We start from the raw sequence: 21,649 nt of genomic DNA on the forward strand, positions 1-21,649 counted from the left end.
GCCTGGAACCGGCCACTGGAGGTGCACCTCGGCCTGGCCGACCCCACCACCCCCACCTTTGAAACAGAAGAAATCCTGCCAACTACTTGACGCGGGACACCGCCCACAGCGCGAGGGCGAAGACGATGGCGCCCAGCGGCAGGTTCACGAGGAACACCCACTGCCAGGAGGCGTATTGGGTGAGCGCACCGCCCACGAGCGGGCCGATCGCTGCCGCGCCCGAGATGACGGCCCCCCACACCCCGAAGGCCGCGGCGCGGTAGCGGCCCCGGAAGACGGCGTTCACCGTGGAGAGTGTCGAGGGCATGATGAACGCGGCCCCGACGGCCTGCACGGCGCGGGCGGAGATCAAAGCGCCACCGGTCGCGGATGCCGCCGCCCACACGCTTCCGCCGACGAAGACGATGATGCCCAGAAGGAACAGGAGCTTTCGTCCGAAGCGGTCCGCGAGCTTGCCGGTGGACAGCAGCAGCGCGGCGAGCAGCACGGCGTACAGGCTCGAGACCCACTGCGCGTCGGTGAGGTCGAGCGTGAGGTCGCGGATGATGTCGGGCATGGCGACGCCCACGATCGTCCCGTCGAGCACGATCACCCCGAGTCCGGCGGCGAGAACCGCGAGCCCCATCCATTCGCGCCGTGACGGCGCCGCATCGATCACACCTTCAGCTATACTGAAAGTATGCACCCGAGGTCCCCGTGTTGTCCATGGGGCGGCGCGGTGCGCTGTCCGGCATCGACGGCGGTGACATCGCGGCGCTGTGGAAGGTTGCGTTCGGCGTGTCCGCCCGTACGCGCACGCGCGTAACCTCGCTCCCATGAGCGTCTCTCCTCTCATTGCGCCTTCCGAGCTGAAGGCCCAGTTGAGCACCCCCACCCCGCCGATCGTCCTCGACGTGCGCTACCGTCTCGATGCCCCTGACGGCCAGGAGGCGTACCGGCACGGCCACGTGCCCGGCGCCGTCTACGTCCGCATGGACGGCGAGCTCGCCGTCCACGGAGTGCCGAGCGAGGGACGTCATCCCCTTCCGTCCCCGGCGGAGTTCGAGCGCTCCGTGCGCCGCTGGGGAGTCGAGGACGGCGACACGGTCGTCGTCTACGACGACTGGAACTCGTTCGCCGCGGCCCGCGCCTGGTGGATGCTCACGGACGCCGGCGTTCCCGCCCGGGTGCTCGACGGCGGGCTGCGCGCGTGGCGCGCCGCCGGAGGGGCCCTCGAGACCGGCGACGTGACTCCCACGCCGGGCGCCGTGACGCTGCATGCGGGACAGCGCCGCAGGCTCGACATCGACGCCGCGGCATCCCTTGCATACAGCGGCGTGCTCCTGGACGCCCGCGCACCGGAGCGCTACCGCGGCGACGTCGAACCGCTCGACCCCGCCGCCGGACACATCCCGGGCGCCCGCAACGCGCCGACCACCGAGAACCTGGATGCCGAGGGCCGGCTCCTCGCCCCCGATGTGCTGCGTTCCCGCTACGCCGATCTGGAGGGACAGCCCGTCGGTGTCTACTGCGGCTCGGGCATCACCGCTGCCCACGCCGTTCTGGCGCTCGCGGTCGCGGGCCACGACGCGGCTCTGTACCCGGGCTCCTGGAGCCAGTGGTCGAATACTCCCGACCGGCCGGTCGCCACCGGCGACCGCCCCTGACACTACGATGTTGACGATGCCACAGACACCTGCCCCGACCACCGCGTCCGTTCCCGCCTCGGGGACCGACGTGACCCTCCGTCACGGAGCCTACGAAGCGCACATCGCCAGCGTCGGCGCGTCGCTGCGTGCGCTCACGTTCGACGGGCGCGACCTCGTCGTGCCCTTCGCTGCCGACGAGGTGCGCCCCGCCTTCCGCGGTGCCACTCTCGCCCCCTGGCCGAATCGCGTCGTCGACGGCGCGTATTCCTTCGGCGGGCACAGCTACGAACTCGCGCTCAGTGACATCGGCCGCCCGAATGCGCTGCACGGCCTCGCCGTCTGGCTCGACTTCGCGGTCGTCGATCGCACCGAAGACGCGGTGACGTTGGCCGCCGTGATCGTGCCGCAGTCGGGGTACCCGTGGCGTGTGCGCGTGGAGACCACCTACCGGTTGAGCGCAGACGGCCTCACCCAGACGGTCGTGGCGACCAACGAGAGCGCGGATGCCGCGCCGTTCGGCACCGGTCCGCATCCGTATCTGGTGGCCGGTTCCGCGCCGCTGGACGCGTGGACGTTGACGCTGCCCGCCGAGCAGGTGCTCGAGGTCACCGACCATCAGCTCGCCCCGATCGCGCTCGCCGAGGTCGCCGGCTCGGAACGCTTCGACTGGCGTGCGCCGCGGGTGCTGGGCGAGGTGGAGATCGATCACGCCTTCACCGGTCTCTCCCGCGTGGATGGCGTGGCGACCGTGCGACTGGTCGACCCGTCCGGAACCGGTGTGGAGATGGTCTGGGACCAGGCATGCCCGTGGGTGCAGATCCACACGGCGGACCGTCCGCCCCTGGCCGACGGCAGCCCCGACCCCGGTCATCGCGCCGGCCTCGCGGTCGAGCCGATGACGTGTGCTCCCGACGCCTTCAATGCCGGTCGTTACGACTACGACGCGGGCCTGATCGTCATCCCCGCCGGCGGGTCGGTCTCGGCCTCGTGGCGTATCGCCGCCGTGGACGCCTGAGCGCAGCCGCCGCCCTCTCACGCCGAAGGGCCCCGACACGGATGCGTCGGGGCCCTTCGGCGTGAGATCGGCGACTCAGTTGTCGCCGCGGATCTCTTCCTTGATCTCGTTGCGCTTGTGGACGGAGTCGCGCTCGGCTTCGGCCTTCTTGACCTCGGCGTCGGCCTTCGCCTCGTCGATCTTGTCGGAGACACGATCGACCGTGTCCTCGAAGCCTTCCTTGATCTTCCGGCCGGCCGTCTCGGCCGCGTCCTTCGCGTCGTCGATGAATCCCATAGCGACTCCTTTCATCAGGTCGGACCTCCACGGTATGAAGGATCGCCGCCGCGCGAAAGGGCTTGCCGCCGGCGCGGTGACCGTGGTAGCCGGATCGGGCAGTGTTGGCACGGCGCGCGCGGCCCCTAGGATGGCGCCGTGAACAACACCGGCACTCTGGACCAGTGGCAGGCGGCCTTCGGCGGCGGCACCGGTTTCGTCCTCTTCGTCGCCTACTACGTGCTGCTCGCCGTGGCGATGTGGAAGGTGTTCAGCAAGGCCGGATACCCCGGCATCCTCGCCCTCATCCCGATCGTGAACTGGTTCATCCAAGTGAAGATCGCAGGATTCTCGGCGTGGTGGGGGCTGCTGGCGATCGTTCCGCTCGTCAACGTGGTCTTCTTCATCATCGTGGCGATCCGCATCGGCCGCGGTTTCGGCCACGGCGCCTTCTTCTCGATCGTGCTGCTGCTGCTGTTCGCCCCGATCGGATTCTTCATCATCGGCTTCAGCTCCGATCGGTACACGTCGCCGGCCTGAGCACCCGTCGCGCGTTCCGCCGCGGCGTCGGTCTTCCCTAGGATCGAGGGGAGGGGATGCCGTGGTCAACGAGAAGCGCGTACGCACCCGTGACGTGGTTGCGGAGGGGCTGTACATCGCGTCCGCTGCGACGCGCCTGAGCCTGAAGAACACGATCCTCGTCCACATCCTCGCCGAGGGAGAGGACTTCGACCTCGATCGGTATCTTCCCGAGGCCAAGGAGGCCCTGGAGACCCTCGCTGCCGAAGCGGAGGAAGACGCGGCGCGCACCGAACGACAGCGCCGCGCGGCCCGCGGCCGCCACACCGACTCCGATGGGACGCACGACTATCGCAGCCGCGATGTGCGCAACCTGCGCCGGCGCCAGAAGCAGTCGCTGCACGTCGCCCACGAGCTTCGCCGTCGCGCCGACGACGCCGAAGAGCTGCGCAAGCTGGTCCTCGACGCGCGGGATGCCGCGTGGACGGAGGTCGCGGGCAACATCGATCGGACGCTGCGGATCGAGGCGGCGCGCCCCGACCTCGATCCCGACTACGAGCGCATGCGCACGGCGCGGATGCAGGCCCTGCGGCTCGTTGACCTTCCGAAACTGCGCGCCCATCGCCGCAGCGTCGCGGCACAGCAGAAGCAGCAGGGCCTCGATTCGTCACATCCCGATGCGTAGGCTAAGCTGGTCCTCGGCCCTCGAAGAGGTGCCGGAAACTGCGCCCGTAGCTCAATGGATAGAGCATCTGACTACGGATCAGAAGGTTAGGGGTTCGAGTCCCTTCGGGCGCACACTGTGTTGAGACAGTAACCAGAAAGGCCCGCGGCATGCCGCGGGCCTTTCTCGTTCCCTGGCGGCATCGGCGATCGCGCGTGCGTGCGTGCGTGAAGAAGTGTGACGATCCCGGCCCCGGCGCCTGCGCGGCGACCTAACGTATCTGCGTGGCCACTTCCGCTCCCGCCTCCGTCCGCCCCGCCGGTATCGATCCCCGGGGTCCGCGCTTCGCGGCATCCATCACCGCCCTGCTTCTGCTGGCCGGTACGTTCCTCGCTCTGCTGGGGACGGCCGTTCGCGAGGGCACGACTCTCGCCGAGCGGGTCTCTGACCCCGCGTTCGTCCTGCTGCTCGTGGTCGATCTCCTCTTCGTGTGGGGTTTTGCCGCTCCGCGCACGGCGCCGTGGGGCGCGCTGTACCGCGTCGCCATCCGACCGCGCCTGCAGCCGCCGGTCGACCTCGAAGACCCGCGGCCTCCGCGCTTCGCGCAGGTCATCGGCTTCGTCGTCGTGACGGTCGGCCTCGTGCTGCACGTGGCCGGCGTCGCATGGGCCCTGCCGATCGCCGCGGCACTCGCCTTCGTGGCCGCCTTCCTCAACGCGGCGTTCGGCGTGTGCCTCGGCTGCCTGCTCTACCTCGCGCTCGCCCGGGCCGGGGTGTTCCGCCCGCGTGGCGGGCTGCTCGGCGCCTGAGACCCCTCAGGTCGCACCCGTCAGACGGGCGTGACGCGCAGCCAGACGAACCCGTGCGGGCGTAGCGTGACGCCCTCGTCGAGGTCGACGCTCGCGTCGTGTACGGGGTCGAAGGCGGTGCGCGCGAAGCCCGACAGCGTGAGCGGATCGATCGTGACCTCGGCGTCGCCGACGTTCGCCAGCACCAGCAGCGTGCTGGTCTCACCGAGGCGCTGGTAGCCGACGACGGCGGGGTGCGGGGTATGGAAGGGGATGAGCGCGTTGCCCGCGAGCTCCGGAGACTGCTGGCGCACCGAGATCAGCTTGGTGAGCCGGCGGAACACCCGCCCGGCCGGCGTGGTGTCGTCGTCTCGCTGCGCGTAGGCGTCGCGCGGACGATGGCCGCGGTGCACCCAGCGGGTGTCGCCACGGCGAACCGGATCGTCGGCGTAGGAGTAGTCGTTGAGCTGTGCGACCTCGTCCCCGAGGTACAGCAGGGGGATGCCGCCGGTCGACAGGGCGAGGGCGTGCGCGAGGATCACGCGATCCTCCCCGCCGGGGTCGCCGGCTTCGATCCCGGCCAGAGAAGCCGTCGTTCCGGTGACGCGGGCATCGCCGGTGACGGGGTTCTCCTGGAAGGCGACACCGCGCGCGAACGTGCCCTCGTGGCGGCCCGTGTAGAAGCGGTTGAGGAACTGCCGGTGCGCGTAGCCGTCGATGCCGAGCTCCGCGGCGTCCTCGTCGGCGAAGGTCCAGCCGATGTCGTCGTGGCTGCGGACGTAGTTCACCCAGGCGGTGCCGGCCGGCAGTGCGTGGCGACGATCCAGCGCCTGCTGCAGGAGTCGGCCGTCGCGCGTGGCGAGCGCTTCCCACGTCAGCGCCATCTGCAGCGGGTTGTACGACAGCTGGCACTCCTCGGGTGAGATGTAGCTGACCACCTCGTCGGGGTGGACGATCGCCTCGGACTTGAAGATCATGCCGGGCGCTGCCATCGCGAGCACCGCGTTGAACGCCTGCAGCAGCAGGTGGGCTTCGGGCAGCGACTCGCAGGACGTTCCCAGACGCTTCCAGATGAAGGCCACGGCATCCATCCGGAGCACCTCGACGCCCTGGTTCGCCAGGAACAGCATCTCGCCCGCCATCGCCCGGAAGACGGCGGGGTTCGCGTAGTTGAGGTCCCACTGGTAGTGGTAGAAGGTCGACCAGATCCAGCGGCCGTCCTCGAGCTGCACGAACGAGCCGCGGTGGTCGTCGGGGAAGATCTCGCGCGTGGTGCGTTCGTAGGCGTCGGGCATTTCCCGGTCGGGGAAGATCAGGTAGAAGTCGGCGTAGTCGGGATCGCCCGCCACGGCCTTCTGCGCCCACTCGTGCGCGTTGCTGGTGTGGTTGAAGATGAAGTCCAGCACGAGTGAGATGCCCGCCATCCGCAGCTCCGCCGCGAGCTCGGCCAGTTGCGCCATCGTGCCCAGGCTCGGATTCACGCGCCGGTAGCTCGACACCGCGTAGCCACCGTCGTTGTCGCCGAGGGGAGCGTCGAACAGCGGCATGAGGTGAAGGTAGGTGAGCCCGAGCTCGCGGAACGAGGGGATCAGCTCGCGCACGCCGGCGAGGTTGCCGGCGAAGCGGTCGACGTAGCAGACACCGCCCAGCATGCGCTCGGACTGGAACCACTCGGGGTCGGCGGCGCGCTGTGCGTCGTGCACCTTCAGATCGAGGGGACGCGCGTTCCACGAGGAGGATGCCGCCGCCACCGTCGCCGCCAGCTGCTCCCTGCCGTCGGCACGCTCGCCGTAGAGGCGGGTGAAGAGCTCGTGCAGCCGCGGGAACTGCTCGTCGAACCGGGCGAGGAACGCGTCATCCACACGCCCTGCCGCCTCGCAGGCCTCGAGTGCCGCGCCGCGATCGGCGTCGGACGTGGTCAGTGCGGTCATGGTGCCCCCTCCGTCTCAGCGTATCGGGCGGGGCCCGACCGGGAGGCGGCGTAGGCTCACACGCGTGAGTGCGTACGTCTCGGCGTTCGACCTGTTCTCCATCGGGGTAGGACCGTCGAGCTCCCATACGGTGGGCCCGCTGCGCGCGGCTCGCGATTTCGCGCGCCGCGTCGCCGATCTGCCGACCCTCGCCCGCGTGGAGTGCGCCCTCTACGGCTCACTCGGCGCTACCGGCATCGGGCACGGCACCCCCGACGCGGTCGTCGCCGGCCTGCAGGGGTACGTGCCCGAGACCGTCGATCCGGCTCACGTGCGCGGCGCCTGGACCGACTGGTCCGACGGCGCGCTCCTCCTGATGGACGGTCGCACGCCGATCCCCTTCTCTCGGTCGGACATCGTGCTCGCGCCGCGGACGCGTCTTCCCGGACACCCCAATGCGATGACGCTCGTCGCGCGGGATGCCGCGGGTCTCGCATTGCACGAAGACACCTACTACTCGATCGGCGGCGGGTTCATCCGGCGCGAGGGTGAGCCGGCGGCGGTGGCCGCGGCATCCTTCCCGCTGCCGTACGCGACGGCGGCGCAGCTGCTGGACGTCTGCGATACCTACGGGCTCACGATCGCGGAGGTCGCCCGGCGCAACGAGGAGGCGCTGCGGCCGGAGGCGGACGTCGCGGCCGGCCTCGACGCGATCTGGGACGCCATGGCGGCGTGCGTCGATGCGGGCCTGCACGCCGAAGGGGTGCTGCCGGGAATGCTGAAGGTGAAGCGGCGCGCGGGCGCGATCCGCGCGCAGCTGGAGAGCGTCGAGGCGACCGGTCGCGAGCTTCCCGGTGAGTGGCTCGGCGCGTTCGCACTGGCCGTCAACGAGGAGAACGCCGCCGGAGGACGCGTCGTGACAGCGCCGACGAACGGTGCTGCCGGCATCCTTCCGGCCGTCGCGATGTACTGGTGGCGCTTCCTCGCCGATGCGGGCATCGGGGCGGAGAACGCGGTCACTCCCTACGGCGAACTCGTTGGCTCGGCGCTTCTCGGGCTGCACGGTCCGGACGGCCGCGAGGCGGGTGAGGCGGCGCACGGGTCGGAGGACATCGTCGCCACCGTGCAGGAGCTCGCCGAGGCGAACCGTCGTCGCGGCATCCGTCGATTCCTCTTGACGGCCACGGCTCTCGGTTCCCTCTTCAAGGCCAACGCCTCGATCTCGGGAGCCGAGGGCGGGTGTCAGGCCGAGGTGGGTTCGGCGTGCGCGATGGCTGCCGGCGGCTTGACCGCGGTGATGGGCGGCACGAACCGCCAGATCGAGAACGCCGCCGAGATTGCGATGGAGCACCACCTGGGGCTCACGTGCGACCCCGTGAGTGGGCTCGTGCAGATCCCCTGCATCGAGCGCAACGCGATCGCGGCATCCACCGCCGTCACCGCCGCGCGCCTCGCGCTGCGCGGCGACGGCACGCACTACGTGCCGCTGGATGCCGTGGTCGAGACGATGCGTCAGACCGGCATCGACATGTCGACCAAGTACAAGGAGACCAGCGAGGGCGGACTCGCCGTCAACGTCGTCGAGTGCTGAGCGCCGCGCGCGCCTGCCGCGGTTCAGTTGGCGTTCGCGCGGGAAATCGCGATGTGATTACCGGTGCAAGCGTCAACCGAGCGACCGGTCACGCGTGCCAACCTCGGCGTGCGAGGGCGGCGCGGACCAGCGCGACTCCCCGCGAGGGATCGTGTCGGATGTGCGCGGCGCTCAGGCGCACAACATCCCAGCCGAGGTTCACGTAGTCGGAGTACTTCTCGAGGTCGCGCACCCACTGGCGACGCGAGGTGCGGTGGTGATCGCCCTCGATCTCGACCGCGACCCGGTGCGTCACGAACGCGCCATCGCTGATGCCGAGCAGCCGACCGTCGGGCGCGCGCACCTCCACGTCGAGCTCGGGCTCCGGCAGGCCCGTCCCGATGAGCGACAGTCGCCAGTCCGTCTCGAGCGGCGACATGCTGCCGGTGCGCAGCAGGGGAAGCGCGGCACGGAGCTTCGCGATTCCGCAACGGCGGCCTGCGGAGACAGCCGCGGCCAGCTTCTCGAGTCCGGCGTGTTGAGCGTCGGGCCGACGCCGCCCCCATCCGTCGCGGGGCACGCGGATGATCGCATCACCGATCACCACCAGGTCTCGAACCGTGTGCTCGCGGGCGAGCATCGCCCAGGCGGAGGCGGGCGTCGCGACCGGAAGGCCCGCCCGGACGGTGGTGTGAACGAGCATCGGGCTGATCTGCACGGCGGTGATGCCCGTCCGCCGGAGCGCACGGTGTGGCGCGGGAACGGCGACGTCGAGGTCGGCGGATGCCGCGGCATCCGCGTCGGGGAAGGGGAGCCCGTGGATCGCGAGCGCCGTCGTCCCGGTGTAGAACGCAGGGGGCGGCAGCACGAGTGCGTGGGCGCGGACGCGACCCAGGATGTTGCGCCGGGCGATCTCGTCCGGCGTGTCCTCGTCGTGCGGTGCGGCGCCGTCCGTGTCGCGCCGGACGCGGACTCCGCGGAAGGGTGCGTCGAGGTCGCGAGCCGAGAGGCGCCCGCGAGTGACGCCGGCCGTCGACGCGTCGGCAGCGGTGAACACCTGCGGCAATGTCGGCGGGAGTGGTCGGGGTGGGCGCGGCATCCGCTCATGCTGGGCCCATCTCCTGATGCCGTGGACACCGTCCGCCGGTTCGTGGAGAACTGGCGCTGTTGCCGCACGTGGGGAGGAAGGGTTCCGTGTGCTGAATGGGCGGCGGCGCCGGAAACAGCAGTGCGGGTTCCGGCGCGAGGGCCAGGTGAACGGCGCACAGCGATCGCTCGCGTTCGCTGTGCGTGAACCGTTGGCACTCTCCTGTGTCGAGTGCTAATCTGATGCTAGTTGAGTCGATGAGGCTCAACTTTGACAGACCCTCATAGTGACACAGGACAAGGAGAGAAAAATGGCCACGTATGACCCGTTCCGTGACCTCGACCGCATCGCGTCGGGCCTCTTCGACACGCGCCGGGGACCCCGCCGGATGCCGATGGACCTCTACCGCGACGGCGACCACTACGTGCTCAGCGCCGACCTTCCGGGAATCGACCCGGGCTCGGTCGACATCGATGTGGACGGCCAGCTGCTGACCATCCGCGCCGAGCGCACGCTGAGCGAGGGCGACGGCGTGAAGTGGATCACGCGCGAGCGTGAGACCGCGAGCTTCCTGCGCCAGCTGAACCTCGGTCAGGGAATCGACACCGACGGCATCACCGCGACGTACAGCAACGGCGTGCTGACGGTCACGATTCCCGTGAGCGAGAAGGCGAAGCCGCGCAAGGTCCAGGTCGTCGCCGACGGCGGTGCGCCCACGATCCAGGCGCACGAGTCGGCGCAGGAGCCGCACCCGGTCGAGCAGTAGTGCCGGTCCGCGCACCCGCGCACAACCGCCCCGTGTCCGCGAGGACCGGGGCGGTTCGCGCCTGCGCGCTAGTGTCGAAGCACCCACCGGAAGCACCAGCACTCGGAACGTCAGCAAGGATGCCGATGACCGCACCCCCCGTCGCGCGCGAGCGCGAGATCACCGAACCCGTCGCCCTCACCGGTCCCGATGGTCGACTCAACCCGGCGGCGATCGGCTTCGCCCGCGCGCCGCTCATCGACACCCGTGGCATCGGGCGCGGACGTTTCGTCCGCTCGTGGGGACGCAACAAGCGCTGGGAGTACTGGAACGTCATGACTCCCACGCACATCGTCTCGCTCACGGTGTCGTCGTTGGACTATGCGGCCGTGCACGAAGTGTGGATCCACGATCGCGCCAAGACCCGTTCGTGGGGTCGCAGCGTCACGGTGCTGCCGTCGCGGGAGGTGTCGCTGCCCGCCTCGCTGGGCACCGGCATCACGATCGCGCGGCACGCCGACCTCGCCGCCACCATCACGCCGGCCGAGCGCGGGTCGCTCTGGCGTCTGCACGCCGGGATCCCGGACGCGTCCTTCGACATCACGGTGCGCCGCCCGCCCGGACACGAGCTGCTGGCGGTCGTGGTGCCGTGGTCGTCGCGGCGGTTCCAGTACACCGTGAAGGACGTCGCGCTCCCGGCATCCGGAGTGCTGACGCTCGACGGCGTCGACTACGAGGTGCCGGCGGGATCGTGGGCGGTGCTGGATCACGGGCGAGGACGCTGGCGCTACGACGTGTCGTGGAACTGGGGCGCCGGGTCGGGAACCCTCGCAGACGGACGCAGCCTCGGCATCCAGGTCGGAGGGCGATGGACCGACGGGACGGGGTCGACGGAGAACGCCGTCGTGCTCGACGGCACGCTGCACAAGATCTCCGAGCCCGTCGCCTGGGACTACGACCTCGCCGCGCCGCTGCGGCCGTGGCGGGTGCATGGGGGAGGGCTGGATGCCGTCTTCACGCCGTTCTACGACAAGAAGTTCGCGACGAACCTCGGCGTGGTCTCCTCGCGAACGGATCAGTGCTTCGGCACCTGGACGGGGACGTTCGCCGGGGACGGCGGCGTGATCGCGTTCGACGGCATCGAAGGTTTCGCGGAGGATGTCCGCAACCGGTGGTAGCCGGGGAGAGGTCAGAGGAAGGGGCAAGGATGTCGTTTCAGGCATATCTCGACAACATCGAGGACAAGACCGGGCGGACGCCGCGCCAGTTCGTCGACGAGGCGGCGGCGAAGGGCTTCGGCCCCGGGACGAAGGCCGGTGAGATCGTCGCCTGGCTCGCCGCGGACTACGGACTCGGGCGCGGGCACGCGATGGCGCTCGTGCACGTGATCACGAAGGGGCCGAAGATCGTGTCGACCCATGTGGGCACCGGTACGGCGCACAGCGATGAGAGCGACACGCTGTGGCTCGAGGGCAAGGCGACGAAGCCGGCGCGATAATGCGGGCATGATGAGCCTCGCAGTCGACCCCGCGGTCACCGTGCGCGGCCTCCGCGTGCGGCGCGGGCGCACGGCCGTGTTCGACGGTCTCGACCTCGACATCGCGGCCGGCCGCATCACGGGACTGCTCGGCCCGAGCGGAGGCGGCAAGACGACCCTGATGCGAGCGATCGTGGGGGTCCAGCGGATCGCCGGCGGAACCGTCACGGTGCTCGGGATGCCGGCCGGCTCGCGTGGACTGCGCCGGCGCGTGGCGTACGACAGCCAGGGCGGCGCGGTGTACGACGATCTCACGGTGTGTCAGAACCTCGCGTACTTCGCCGCCGCTCGTGCCGTGCCCGCGACCGAGGTGGCGCGGGTCGTCGACGCCGTCGGGTTGGCGCCGCAGGAGCACCGGCTGGTGGGATCGTTGTCGGGTGGTCAGCGGGGGCGCGTGTCGCTGGGCATCGCGCTGTTGGGCGAGCCCGATCTCCTCGTCCTGGACGAGCCGACGGTCGGTCTGGATCCGCTGCTGCGCGAAGGTCTCTGGGATCTGTTCCGTGCGCTGGCCGACGCGGGGCGCACGCTGATCGTGTCGAGCCATGTGATGGATGAGGCGCTGCGCTGCGACGAGCTCGTGCTGGTGCGCGAGGGGCGTGTGCTGGCGCAGACGACGCCGGCGCGCTTCCTCGCCGATGCGGGGGCGTCCGATCCCGATGCGGCCTTCCTCCGGCTGGTGCGCTCCGCGTCGGGGGTGCGGGGATGAACGTGCGGCGCCTGGGCGCGACGGCGGGCAGGGTGCTCCACCAGTTGCGGCACGACCCGCGATCGGTCGCGCTGATGATCCTGGCGCCGGCGCTGCTGGTCGGCCTGTTCGCCTGGATCTTCTCCGACCGTCCGGGGGTGTTCTCCCAGTTCGGCGGCGGCATCCTGGCGGTCTTCCCGTTCATCGTGATGTTCCTCGTCACGTCGATCACGACCTTGCGGGAGCGGCGCGGCGGCACCCTCGAACGGCTCCTCACGACGCCGATCGCGAAGGCGGACGTCATCGTCGGCTACGCCCTCGCGTTCGGTCTGATCGCTGTCGTGCAGGCCGTTGTCACCGTGGCATACGCGGTGGTCGTCTGCGGGCTGCAGCTGACCGGCCCCGTCTGGCAGCTGGGGCTGGTCGCGGTGCTGGATGCGCTGTTGGGCACCGCGTTCGGACTGTTGGCTGCATGCGCTGAGTGCGGTGCTCCCGCTCAGCTACGCCATCGACGCCGTCGGGGCCGTGAGCGCCGGCGACGACGGCTGGGATCTGTGGCGTCCGGTTCTGATCGTCGCGGCCGTGACCGTCGTGTGCCTCGTGCTCGCCGCCGCGACGCTGCGGCGCCGTTCGTCGTGAGGGCTCAGGCGCGGCGCAGCTTCGTCGTCAGCCGCTCCAACTGCTCGAGCTCGTCGTCGCTCAGCACGGACATCCGTTCGGCGATGGAACGACCGTGCACGGTCGCGAGGCGACGGAACGCGCTCACCCCGCGCTCGGTGGCGCGGACGATCGCGCCGCGGCCGTCCAGAGGGTCGACGCACTTGCTGATGAGGTCGCGGGCGACCATTCGGTCGACGAGCCGTGACACGCTCGGCTGGCTGATCAGCATGTTGGCGGTCACGTCGCGCAGGCGTGCGGTGTTGTCGTCGCCGCGGACGACGGTGAGCAGCACGTCGTATTCGGCCTGGGTCAGCTCGTCGTCTCCGAAGTCGTCGCTGATCTCGCGCAGGATCTCGTGCTGCGCGCGAAAGAGGCTCTCCCACGCGGAGATGGCGAGGCGGCGGTCGGTCATGGCGTCAACTGTAGTGCGCCGTTCGGACGCCGCCCCATAGGCTGGAGCGCATGCGGCGCGCACGTGCAGGAATCGTCCGCGCCACCGTCGCGGTCGCCGGCGCGGTGGCGGCGATGACGGTCGCGGTGGCAGCTCCCGCGTGGGCCGGCCCCGTCCCGGAGGTCGCTCCCGCGGCATCCGTCGGACGGGCCGCCCCGGCCGGTGTCGACGACTTCTCGTTCTCGTCGATGACCGCCGATTACACCCTGACGCGCGCCGACGACGGCACGAGCCGGATGCGAGTCGTCGAGACGCTCGTCGCGCAGTTCCCGGAGGTGGATCAGAACCACGGCATCCGCCGCCAGATCCCCGACTCCTACAACGGACAGCCGCTGCGCCCGCGGCTCGTCTCGGTGACCGACGGCGACGGCGCCCCCCGACCGAGCGAGGTCGAGGACGAGGACGGCGTCTTCTCGGTTGTCTCGAGATCGGATGAATACCTGCGGGGTGCGCAGACCTTCGTCCTCACCTACACGATCGAGAACGTGACGTGGGACTTCCCCGATTCCGGCCTCGAGTTCTACTGGGACGTCAACGGCGTGGCGTGGGGGCAATCGTTCGGGCGGGTGGCGGCTCGGCTGCACCTGGACGAGACGCTCGCGAAAGCCCTGACCGGACGGATGTCCTGCTATCAGGGCGCGCAGGGCGCGACGAGCTCGTGCGCGTCGATCTCGTCGGCTCCGGATGCCGCGGCGGGCGGAGGCACGGTGGTGACGGCCGTCGCCGACGACGTGCAGCCCAACCAGACGCTCACGATGGCCGTCGGGTTCGCGGACGGCACGTTCGCGACGTTCGACTCCGGATACCTGGCCTCTCCGTTCGGCTGGGGTCAGCTCGGGGCGGGTCTGCTCGCCGTCGGCGCGGGTGTGCTCGGCGTACGCGCTCGTCGCCGGCAGCTCGCCGACGAGCCGGGCCGGCCGACGATCATCGCCGAGTACGATCCACCGCGCATCGTGGATGCGTTGGAGAGTGCCGTGCTTCTCGGACAGTCGTCGAAGGCGATTCCGGCGGAGGTGCTGGAGCAGGCCGTGCGCGGCTCGATCCGCATCCTCGAGTCCGAGGCCCGCGGGTGGGGCAAGCCGAAGCTCGTCGCCGAGCTCGTCGATCGGTGGAAGGCCGACGGCGATGGTCAGATGCTTCTGGACGGGCTCTTCCCCGGCGGGATGCCCGGTGCGCAGTACACGTTCGGGAAGCAGGACACGCGGTTCTCGAAGGTCGCGCAGAAGATCCTTGCGGCGGCGGAGACGGAGCTGACGACGCGCGGTCTGCGGCGTGCGGTCCCGGCGCGTGCGCGCTGGGTTCCGATCCTGCTCGCGGTGGCGGGTGCCGGGCTCGCGCTCGGACTGGGATTCGTCGCGATCGGGTCGTACGTGCAGCCGGCGCTTCCGTGGACCGTGATCGGTGTCAGCGTGGCGATCGCGGTCATGGTGATCGGGATGTGCGTGCGCAAGCCCTTGACGGCGCTGGGGGCGGAGACCCGCGATCACCTCCGAGGGCTCGAGGAGTTCATCCGATGGGCCGAGGCCGACCGCATCCGGATGCTGCAGTCGCCGGCCGGCGCGGAGCGGGTCGCCGTGGACGTGAACGACCCGCGGCAGAAGCTGGATCTCTACGAGAAGCTGCTGCCGTATGCCGTCGTGTTCGGCCAGGAGAAGCAGTGGTCGGCGGAGCTCGCGGTGCTGTACACGGCGGTCGGCGCCGCCGGACCGGTCTGGTACTACGGCACGGGTGCCTTCGACGTGTCGTCGTTCTCTGCGGGGATCGGCTCGCTGTCGAGCGCGGCGATGTCGTCGTCGTCGACGTCGGGCGGATCCGGCGGGGGAGGTTCGGCCGGGGGCGGCGGTGGCGGAGGCGGAGGCGGCGGGGTCTGACACGTCGTCAGGCCGGCGCTCCGCGATCCAGGTCGCCGCTGTCGCCGGGCTCGTCGCCTTCGAGGATGCTGCGCAGCGTGGCGCGATCGTCACGTGATCGGCACGCGGACGGTCCTGCGGCGATCGGGCCGGGTAGGTCGGGTGGCGTGATTTCAGAACGGCGGTGGTTCGAACACGAGCGTGCGCGCGGGGCGGTCGTCGTGCACGCGGCCGCCGGGGCTGGTCCATTCGAGCGTCCCGTCCGCCCGCTGTCGGACGCGCCAGGCCGAGTGGTGTTTGAGCGTGTGATGTCGTCGACAGAGATGCGCCAGGTTCGTCACGGTGGTCGGGCCGTCGTGTTCGCGGGCTATGGTGTGGTCGACGTCGCAGCGTGGGAGCGGCTGACGGCATCCGGGGAAGCGGCAGTGCTCGTCGCGCGCGCGGAGCAGCCGCAGCTGCTCTCGAGACGGGCGAAAGCGGTCGACGGCGAGAACGGCTCCCGTGCTCGGGCTGATCAGCAGGCGGTCCCAGCCGGGCGTGCTCCCCGCGATCTCGCGGGCGAGCGCGGGGTCGATGGTGCCGTAGCCGGTCAGATCGGCCGGTTCCTCCCCGTCCGCGATGAGGGTGGTCATCGGAACGGTGATCTGCACACGCGCGCGGATCGCGTCGGCCGCGGGGATGCTGTCGTTGCTCGCCTCGGCCGTCGCATGGCCGCACAGCAGAAGGTCGAGCGCGACGTCCACGCGGATCTCGTCGAGTCGGCGCGTATCGGTTGTCGGCGCAGAGGCCGCGTCGACGGCGGCGGGGATCGTCCCGTCCGGAATCGCTCCGATCTCTCCTGCGGGGTCGGCATCCGCCACCGGAGGACGGCCGTTGCCGGCGATAGCCTTCGCGAGCTGCGTGAGGCGGTCGAAGACGCCGTGCACGAGGTGTGCCGGACCGGTCAGCCCGAGCTCGGCGATGCCGTCGTCGCGGTCGGCGACCCAGACGCGCCGCTCGCGGCACGCGACCCGGTGGCGGTCCTTGACGGGAGCCGGGTCCAGCCGGTCGGCCAGTCGTCGGGCGGCCGGGCGCAGCCTGCCCGCCGTCTCCCGCTCGGCGACGGCGAGAGCGGCCGCCTCGTAGGCGGCACGGGCATGGTCATCGGTCACGCGTACCCCGGCATCCGCGATCACCGCCGCGTGCGCACGGCTGATGCGTCCCTCGGCCAGCGCGGTGAGCGTGGCGGGGAAGCGCGTGACCAGGATCGCGGCATCGTCCATGCGTGTCTGCACGGTGCGGTCGGACTGACGCGTGGCGGCACCGATCTCAGCGGCGACGGAACGCACGGTGATGTCGTCCGGGGCGTGGCGGTCGACCGTCGGTGTCGCGCGCTGCGCGAGCGCGAACTCCTGAGCGGCGTGCAGGAGTTCCGCCTCCTCCGCTTGCAACGCCGCGATGCGCCGGCGCCGGTCGACGAGGGCCTCGACGATCTCGCCGACGACAGCACGCTCAGCGCGTGCGGTGTGCGGATCGGTGGTGACCATGCCTCGATTCTCTCGCGGGCCTCGGACACTGAGGCGAAGATAAATCCCGGTCAGAGAACGATTGTGGAGAACTCTCGGCGGAGTGTGACGGGGGAGGAAGAAGCGCAAGAGTAAGGGCCGGTCGGAGAGGCTTCCGACCGGCCCTTGTCCCTTGCACCAAGAGTGTCCTGCAATCACATGCCGGTAGCTGCCACAGCAAAACAACTACCGTGCGAGCACTCTATAACGACCAGATAACGGCCACAAGGGGTTTCCGTTACCTTTTCGTGACTTCATACGAAAGTCGAATCTTCTGTCCGACACCACGCAAGTTGTCAGTAGAGCCAAGTGAACTGTCAGTAGAGCCAAGCGCGTGTCATCCGCGCCATTGAATCTGTCAGTCGTTCGGCGCGTCGCGCAACGCGCCAGGTGCCCGCCGACGTAGCTTGGCGCCGAGCACGTACCCGATGTACGCATTGTCAGGCTCACGATCCTCGACCACGAGAGACCTCGCACGGTGATCCTGACAACCTTCGCGCCATCCGGGCACACCGCCTCGGAACTCGCAGCTGGGACTGTCGAGGTGAAGTACGGCGGTCGGGTGTGCGATATCGGGCCCGATCAAGTAAGCGAACTTGAGTTGTCGCGGATCGATCCCATCCGAATCTCCAAGGCGTATCCGGGGCGGGAGAACTACTCCGGCGTGTACTGGTCGGCGACGACAAGGCGCCACCACTGGTTCGAGTCGCTGTACGAGAAGACAGCGCTGTCGATTCTCGATCGAGATCCCGGCGTTGCCGACATCGCCACTCAGCCGTTCAAGCTTCGCTGGGGCAGCCTGGGCATGACGCATTTCCCAGACTTCCTCATCCGCAGGTCGGACGGGTCGCGGCTCATCGTCGATGTTCGTCCCCGCGGCCGCATCAAACCACGCGACGCCGAACTCTTCGCGATCACGGCTGCGTGGGCAGCTTCGCTCGAGGCGGACTATCGGCTGTTTGCGGACCTCACGAAGGTCGAGGACTGGAACATTCGTCTTCTTTCGGGGTATCGCCACTCCCGCTGGGTATGTCCTGAGCAGGTCGCGAAGATGCTCACTGCCCGCCGAGGAGAAACGCGCACGCTCCGTGACTGGGCGTCGTACTTCGACGGAACGAGCAGCCCCGCGCGCGGCTTGCTCCTCGCGGCGATCTGGCATGGAGCGCTCGAGGTGGATCTCGGGCGCCGTCTGGAGTTCGAATCCGTTGCAGTGTGCACAGGGAGGGTATGGGGATGAATCTAGAACTCGGAGACCGTCTGGTCTGGGACGGAGTGGTGTTCGAACTGATCGCGTACGACGCTGCGTCGGCTCGTCTGCGCGCTGTTGACGAGGGTTATGTTCGCGTGGTCCTCATTAACGAGTTGCAGCGGGACCCATCGATCGAGTGGCCTCAACGAGAAGTTCGTCAGGTTCGCACTTTCGATCCGCAATCGCTGAAGGCGCTGCCGCTGCACCAACAGATGAAGATAGAACTGTGGTCACCGCACGTGACCCGACTTGACCGGTTCTTGAACTCAGCGCGCAGAGACGTGGAGGAGACGAACCGGGTCATAGCCGAGATCGTGCGCAGCGTCGGCCAGCTGACGCCGGGTGGCTCTGTCGATCCGCGCACCGTATGGCGAAAGCTGCAGGCCTACCGGGACTTCGGCGCTCTGGGTCTCATTGACAAGCGCTACAGCCGGCGTCTACAAGATGCCGTGCGGTGAGTGCGTGGTGGACTTCTTCATCACCGCCGAGGGAGTGGAGCATTGGCTCGTCGCAGGTGACGGCCGCTCCTACACGCGGGAGTCGGTCGTGGTCGCGCGTCACGGAGCGCATCCCTGGGTGCGTCTCTACTCGCTCGCCGACGCCGCAGCAGAGATCGCACGGCTCGCCGCGTTGGGCGAAGGTGATCTGGATCGCGTAGTCGAGGACTTGATCGAGTCGATCGACGATCGCGAGGTCGAGCGCGTTGTGCGTGAACGTGCCGGGATGCGCGAGGTGCCGCTTGCGGAAATCGCTGATCGCTTCGGGATCGAACTCGGCGATGAGCGGGACCCAACTCCCGACGCGTGAGCGGAAGTCTGTCAGGAAGGAGATGGTGACCCTCACCGTTCGTCCGTTTCGCCACGCGCGACCTCCATCCCGGACCACGTCCGCGCCTCGCGATAACGTGACATTCATCCCGTGTAGTGAGAGTCAGGAGCTCCGGTGCTCCGTCGAGAGAGTGTGAGATGGCGCGAGTAGCGAAGCCGAAGCCCCAGAAGTCTCTGGAGCAGACTCTCTGGGAGGCTGCCGACAAGCTGCGTGGCAACCAGGAGCCGAGCGAGTACAAGCACGTCGTCCTCGGCCTGGTCTTCTTGAAGTACATCTCGGACCGCTTCGAGGAACGTCGCCAGACCCTCGAATCCGAGCTGGCCGCAGACGGCATCAAGCCGGAGCGTCTGCCCAGCTTCCTCGAGGATCGCGACGAGTACTCCAGCCACAATATCTTCTGGGTGCCTGCCGATGCCCGCTGGGAGTACATCCAAGGCCGGGCCAAGCTCTCCAGCGTCGGCGAGGACATCGACCGAGCAATGGACCTGGTCGAGAAGGAGAACGCCTCCATCCGTGGTGTCCTACCTCGCAACTACGGTCGCGACGGCCTCGACAAGCGTCGCCTCGGTGAGCTGGTCGACGTGATCGGCTCCATCGGCTTTACCTCGACCGACGACCATGGTGCCGACGACGTGCTGGGTCGGGTCTACGAGTACTTCCTGGGTCAGTTCGCGGGCAAGGAGACTGGCAAGGACGCCGGAGCCTTCTACACGCCTCGCTCGGTGGTCAAGACGCTGGTCGAGATGCTCGAGCCGTACAAGGGTCGCGTCTACGACCCGGCTGCCGGTTCGGGTGGCATGTTCGTCCAGTCTGCCGAGTTCGTGAAGGCCCACGGCGGCAAGCGAACCGACATCTCCGTCTACGGCCAAGAGTTCACCGACACCACCTGGAAGCTGGCCAAGATGAACCTCGCCCTGCGAGGCATCGAGGCTGACCTCGGTACGCACTCCGCCGACTCGTTTACCGAAGACCTGCACCCGGATCTGCGGGCTGACTTCGTGATCGCCAACCCGCCGTTCAATGTCTCGGACTGGTGGGACGCGAAGCTCGCCGACGACCCGCGCTGGAAGTACGGCACGCCCCCGGAGGGCAACGCCAACTTCGCCTGGGTGCAGCACTTCATCTACCACCTGAGCCCGAAGGGCACAGCGGGCTTCGTCCTTGCGAACGGGTCGCTCTCGTCGAAGAGCAGCGGCGAAGGTGAGATCCGGCGCAAGCTTGTCGAAGCGGAGCTCGTCGACTGCATCGTCGCGATGCCCGACAAGCTTTTCTTCAACACTGGAATCCCTGTCTCACTCTGGTTCGTGAGTAAGGATCGGCACGGTAACGGTCACCGTGAGCGGCGCGGCGAGGTGCTCTTCATTGACGCCCGCAAGCTCGGCACGATGGAGTCTCGCCGCCTCCGCATCCTGACGGATGACGACATCTCCAAGATCGCGGGCGCATACCAAGCGTGGCGCAACCACGACGGCGGCTACGAAGACGTTGCCGGGTTCACGAGGGCGGCGACGCTAAGCGAGATCGTGAAGCACGACTTCGTCCTCACTCCCGGACGGTATGTCGGCACAAAAGCCGCTGAAGAGGACGACGAGCCGATTGAGGAGAAGATCGAGCGACTGACTAGTGAGCTGTTCGCTGAGTTCGATCGGGGCCGGGAGCTCGATGAGGAGATTCGTCGCCGCCTCGGAGGCCTTGTTTCATGACCGTCGAGTGGACGTCGACGACACTCGGCGCTGCTGGTCGGTGGGTTTCAGGAGGTACGCCGGCAACCTCGAACAAGTCTTACTGGGGTGGCGAAATTCCCTGGATGAGTTCGAAATCCCTCACCAGCTTCCGCATCCGCGACTCGGACCGGCGACTCTCCGAGCTGGGAGCGGCGAGCGGCACGAAGCTCGTTCCGAAGGACACCATCCTCATGGTGGTGCGCGGGATGAGTCTGAAGAGCGAATTCCGAATGGGGATCACGCAACGTGAGGTCGCCCTGAGCCAGGACCTGAAGGGTCTCATCCCTCGATCGGACCTCGATCCGACATTCCTCGCTTACGCGCTTCAATCGAGGTCGGACGATGTGCTCGACATGGTGGACGAAGCGGGTCATGGCACCGGGCGACTGCAAACCGATCGTCTATTCGCGCTCGAGCTTCTTCTCCCACCCCGTGCAGAGCAGGAATCGATTGCGGCGACACTGGGTGTGATCGACGACAAGATCGAGTCGAACCGTCGAGCCATCGTGCTTGCCAGTGCCCTGCTCGACGCGATGGCGGTGCAGTACGGATCTGAGCTCCCGAGTGTTCCGCTCGGCCGCCTGGTGTCTACTCCTAAGAACACTGTGAACCCGAAGACTTTGGGCGAGCAAGTGGTCGACCACTACAGCCTCCCCGCGTTCGATGACGGTGCAAGACCCGAGCGGACGCCCGCGTCAACCATCATGAGCAACAAGCTCGCCGTGCCGCACGAGGCAATCATGGTCTCTCGCCTGAATCCGCGGTTCAACCGAACCTGGTGGGTTGGTGACGACGAAACGCAGCCGAAGCTCGCGTCGACTGAGTTCCTTGTTCTCACTGCTGGGACTGCTGCACGGATAGGTGACAGGTTGTAGTCACGCCGCCAGTGCGACGGTCGTGTTCATGATGGTCTCGAACTCGATGGGCGTCAAACGGCCCA

22 protein-coding genes, 1 tRNA gene and 2 pseudogenes are annotated in these 21,649 nt (G+C 68.7%); 19 read left to right on the forward strand and 6 right to left on the reverse strand.

The genetic code is table 11. The features are described 5' to 3' along the window. Positions 1-109: 109 nt before the first annotated feature. Positions 110-625 (reverse strand): annotated as a pseudogene (locus ABS64_RS13060) (MFS transporter); the annotation flags it as partial. 190 nt (positions 626-815) lie between these two features. Between ABS64_RS13060 and ABS64_RS13065 the strand changes: the two are divergent. Beyond that, positions 816-1,646 carry a sulfurtransferase gene (locus ABS64_RS13065; RefSeq protein WP_036288220.1) on the forward strand — a complete coding sequence of 277 codons (831 nt, stop codon included), beginning with the start codon at positions 816-818 and terminating at the stop codon, positions 1,644-1,646. A gap of 16 nt (positions 1,647-1,662) precedes the next feature. Beyond that, complete coding sequence (locus tag ABS64_RS13070; protein ID WP_292684051.1) at positions 1,663-2,643, forward strand: aldose 1-epimerase family protein; 981 nt, start codon at positions 1,663-1,665, stop codon at positions 2,641-2,643. 75 nt (positions 2,644-2,718) lie between these two features. Here the strand turns inward: ABS64_RS13070 and ABS64_RS13075 are convergent, their stop codons facing one another. Further along, positions 2,719-3,030, reverse strand: a complete 312-nt coding sequence (locus tag ABS64_RS13075; protein WP_292684053.1) for a hypothetical protein — start codon at positions 3,028-3,030, stop codon at positions 2,719-2,721. A 27-nt stretch (positions 3,031-3,057) separates the two neighbouring features. Here ABS64_RS13075 and ABS64_RS13080 point away from each other — a divergent pair, with 27 nt between their 5' ends. The 4 genes from ABS64_RS13080 to ABS64_RS13095 all read left to right on the forward strand — a co-directional run bounded on the left by ABS64_RS13080 (position 3,058) and on the right by ABS64_RS13095 (position 4,890). After that, positions 3,058-3,438, forward strand: coding sequence for a DUF5684 domain-containing protein (locus ABS64_RS13080; RefSeq protein WP_288120708.1), 381 nt, complete (start codon positions 3,058-3,060; stop codon positions 3,436-3,438). Between the two features lie 61 nt (positions 3,439-3,499). Continuing rightward, complete coding sequence (locus ABS64_RS13085) at positions 3,500-4,102, forward strand: hypothetical protein (protein WP_061683758.1); 603 nt, start codon at positions 3,500-3,502, stop codon at positions 4,100-4,102. Positions 4,103-4,142: 40 nt separating this feature from the next. Beyond that, positions 4,143-4,215 (forward strand) — tRNA-Arg (locus ABS64_RS13090). A 150-nt stretch (positions 4,216-4,365) separates the two neighbouring features. Continuing rightward, a complete protein-coding gene (locus tag ABS64_RS13095; protein WP_121189057.1) occupies positions 4,366-4,890 on the forward strand; it encodes a DUF4395 domain-containing protein in 525 nt (174 codons plus the stop codon). A 20-nt stretch (positions 4,891-4,910) separates the two neighbouring features. Here ABS64_RS13095 and ABS64_RS13100 read toward each other — a convergent pair whose 3' ends face one another. Further along, entirely contained in the window at positions 4,911-6,800 is a 1,890-nt protein-coding gene (locus ABS64_RS13100; protein WP_292684059.1) for an amylosucrase, read from the reverse strand. A gap of 64 nt (positions 6,801-6,864) precedes the next feature. Between ABS64_RS13100 and ABS64_RS13105 the strand changes: the two genes are divergently transcribed. Beyond that, on the forward strand, positions 6,865-8,370 hold the full coding sequence (locus ABS64_RS13105) for an L-serine ammonia-lyase, iron-sulfur-dependent, subunit alpha (RefSeq protein WP_292684061.1): 1,506 nt from the start codon (positions 6,865-6,867) through the stop codon (positions 8,368-8,370). Between the two features lie 88 nt (positions 8,371-8,458). Here ABS64_RS13105 and ABS64_RS13110 read toward each other — a convergent pair whose 3' ends face one another. Then, positions 8,459-9,406 carry a hypothetical protein gene (locus ABS64_RS13110; RefSeq protein WP_292684063.1) on the reverse strand — a complete coding sequence of 316 codons (948 nt, stop codon included), beginning with the start codon at positions 9,404-9,406 and terminating at the stop codon, positions 8,459-8,461. Between the two features lie 340 nt (positions 9,407-9,746). Between ABS64_RS13110 and ABS64_RS13115 the strand changes: the two genes are divergently transcribed. From ABS64_RS13115 to ABS64_RS14720, 6 genes and pseudogenes are all read left to right on the forward strand, one after another. After that, positions 9,747-10,202: an Hsp20/alpha crystallin family protein gene (locus ABS64_RS13115; RefSeq protein WP_292684065.1), complete on the forward strand. Its 456-nt coding sequence runs from the start codon at positions 9,747-9,749 to the stop codon at positions 10,200-10,202. A 125-nt stretch (positions 10,203-10,327) separates the two neighbouring features. Beyond that, complete coding sequence (locus tag ABS64_RS13120; RefSeq protein ID WP_292684067.1) at positions 10,328-11,359, forward strand: DUF2804 domain-containing protein; 1,032 nt, start codon at positions 10,328-10,330, stop codon at positions 11,357-11,359. A gap of 29 nt (positions 11,360-11,388) precedes the next feature. Further along, entirely contained in the window at positions 11,389-11,679 is a 291-nt protein-coding gene (locus ABS64_RS13125; protein ID WP_061683752.1) for a DUF4287 domain-containing protein, read from the forward strand. A gap of 7 nt (positions 11,680-11,686) precedes the next feature. Further along, the gene (locus ABS64_RS13130; protein WP_292684069.1) at positions 11,687-12,424 is read left to right on the forward strand and encodes an ABC transporter ATP-binding protein; all 738 of its coding nucleotides are present in this window, start codon (positions 11,687-11,689) and stop codon (positions 12,422-12,424) included. 74 nt (positions 12,425-12,498) lie between these two features. Next, positions 12,499-12,819, forward strand: a pseudogene (locus ABS64_RS14715) (ABC transporter permease); the annotation flags it as partial. A gap of 70 nt (positions 12,820-12,889) precedes the next feature. Next, on the forward strand, positions 12,890-13,042 hold the full coding sequence (locus ABS64_RS14720; RefSeq protein WP_309297578.1) for a hypothetical protein: 153 nt from the start codon (positions 12,890-12,892) through the stop codon (positions 13,040-13,042). A gap of 4 nt (positions 13,043-13,046) precedes the next feature. On the opposite strand, the gene ABS64_RS13140 is transcribed toward ABS64_RS14720, so the two are convergent. Then, positions 13,047-13,475, reverse strand: coding sequence for a MarR family winged helix-turn-helix transcriptional regulator (locus ABS64_RS13140; RefSeq protein ID WP_061683750.1), 429 nt, complete (start codon positions 13,473-13,475; stop codon positions 13,047-13,049). Between the two features lie 50 nt (positions 13,476-13,525). On the opposite strand from ABS64_RS13140, the gene ABS64_RS13145 reads away from it, so the two are divergent. Next, positions 13,526-15,385: a DUF2207 domain-containing protein gene (locus ABS64_RS13145; RefSeq protein ID WP_292684073.1), complete on the forward strand. Its 1,860-nt coding sequence runs from the start codon at positions 13,526-13,528 to the stop codon at positions 15,383-15,385. Between the two features lie 152 nt (positions 15,386-15,537). Here the strand turns inward: ABS64_RS13145 and ABS64_RS13150 are convergent, their stop codons facing one another. Further along, the gene (locus ABS64_RS13150; RefSeq protein ID WP_292684075.1) at positions 15,538-16,890 is read right to left on the reverse strand and encodes an HNH endonuclease signature motif containing protein; all 1,353 of its coding nucleotides are present in this window, start codon (positions 16,888-16,890) and stop codon (positions 15,538-15,540) included. Between the two features lie 496 nt (positions 16,891-17,386). On the opposite strand from ABS64_RS13150, the gene ABS64_RS13155 reads away from it, so the two are divergent. From ABS64_RS13155 to ABS64_RS13175, 5 genes are all read left to right on the forward strand, one after another. Continuing rightward, on the forward strand, positions 17,387-18,145 hold the full coding sequence (locus tag ABS64_RS13155; RefSeq protein ID WP_292684077.1) for a TnsA-like heteromeric transposase endonuclease subunit: 759 nt from the start codon (positions 17,387-17,389) through the stop codon (positions 18,143-18,145). Then, entirely contained in the window at positions 18,142-18,615 is a 474-nt protein-coding gene (locus ABS64_RS13160; protein WP_292684079.1) for a hypothetical protein, read from the forward strand. Before ABS64_RS13155 ends, ABS64_RS13160 begins: the two co-directional genes overlap by 4 nt. A 118-nt stretch (positions 18,616-18,733) precedes the next feature. Beyond that, entirely contained in the window at positions 18,734-18,964 is a 231-nt protein-coding gene (locus tag ABS64_RS13165) for a hypothetical protein (protein ID WP_292684081.1), read from the forward strand. A gap of 158 nt (positions 18,965-19,122) precedes the next feature. After that, complete coding sequence (locus ABS64_RS13170) at positions 19,123-20,688, forward strand: class I SAM-dependent DNA methyltransferase (RefSeq protein WP_292684083.1); 1,566 nt, start codon at positions 19,123-19,125, stop codon at positions 20,686-20,688. Beyond that, positions 20,685-21,584 carry a restriction endonuclease subunit S gene (locus ABS64_RS13175; RefSeq protein WP_292684085.1) on the forward strand — a complete coding sequence of 300 codons (900 nt, stop codon included), beginning with the start codon at positions 20,685-20,687 and terminating at the stop codon, positions 21,582-21,584. The genes ABS64_RS13170 and ABS64_RS13175 overlap by 4 nt, the downstream gene beginning before the upstream one ends. Positions 21,585-21,649: the final 65 nt, after the last annotated feature.

This window comes from Microbacterium sp. SCN 69-37 (assembly GCF_001724435.1).
Taxonomy (GTDB): Bacteria; Actinomycetota; Actinomycetes; order Actinomycetales; family Microbacteriaceae; genus Microbacterium; species Microbacterium laevaniformans.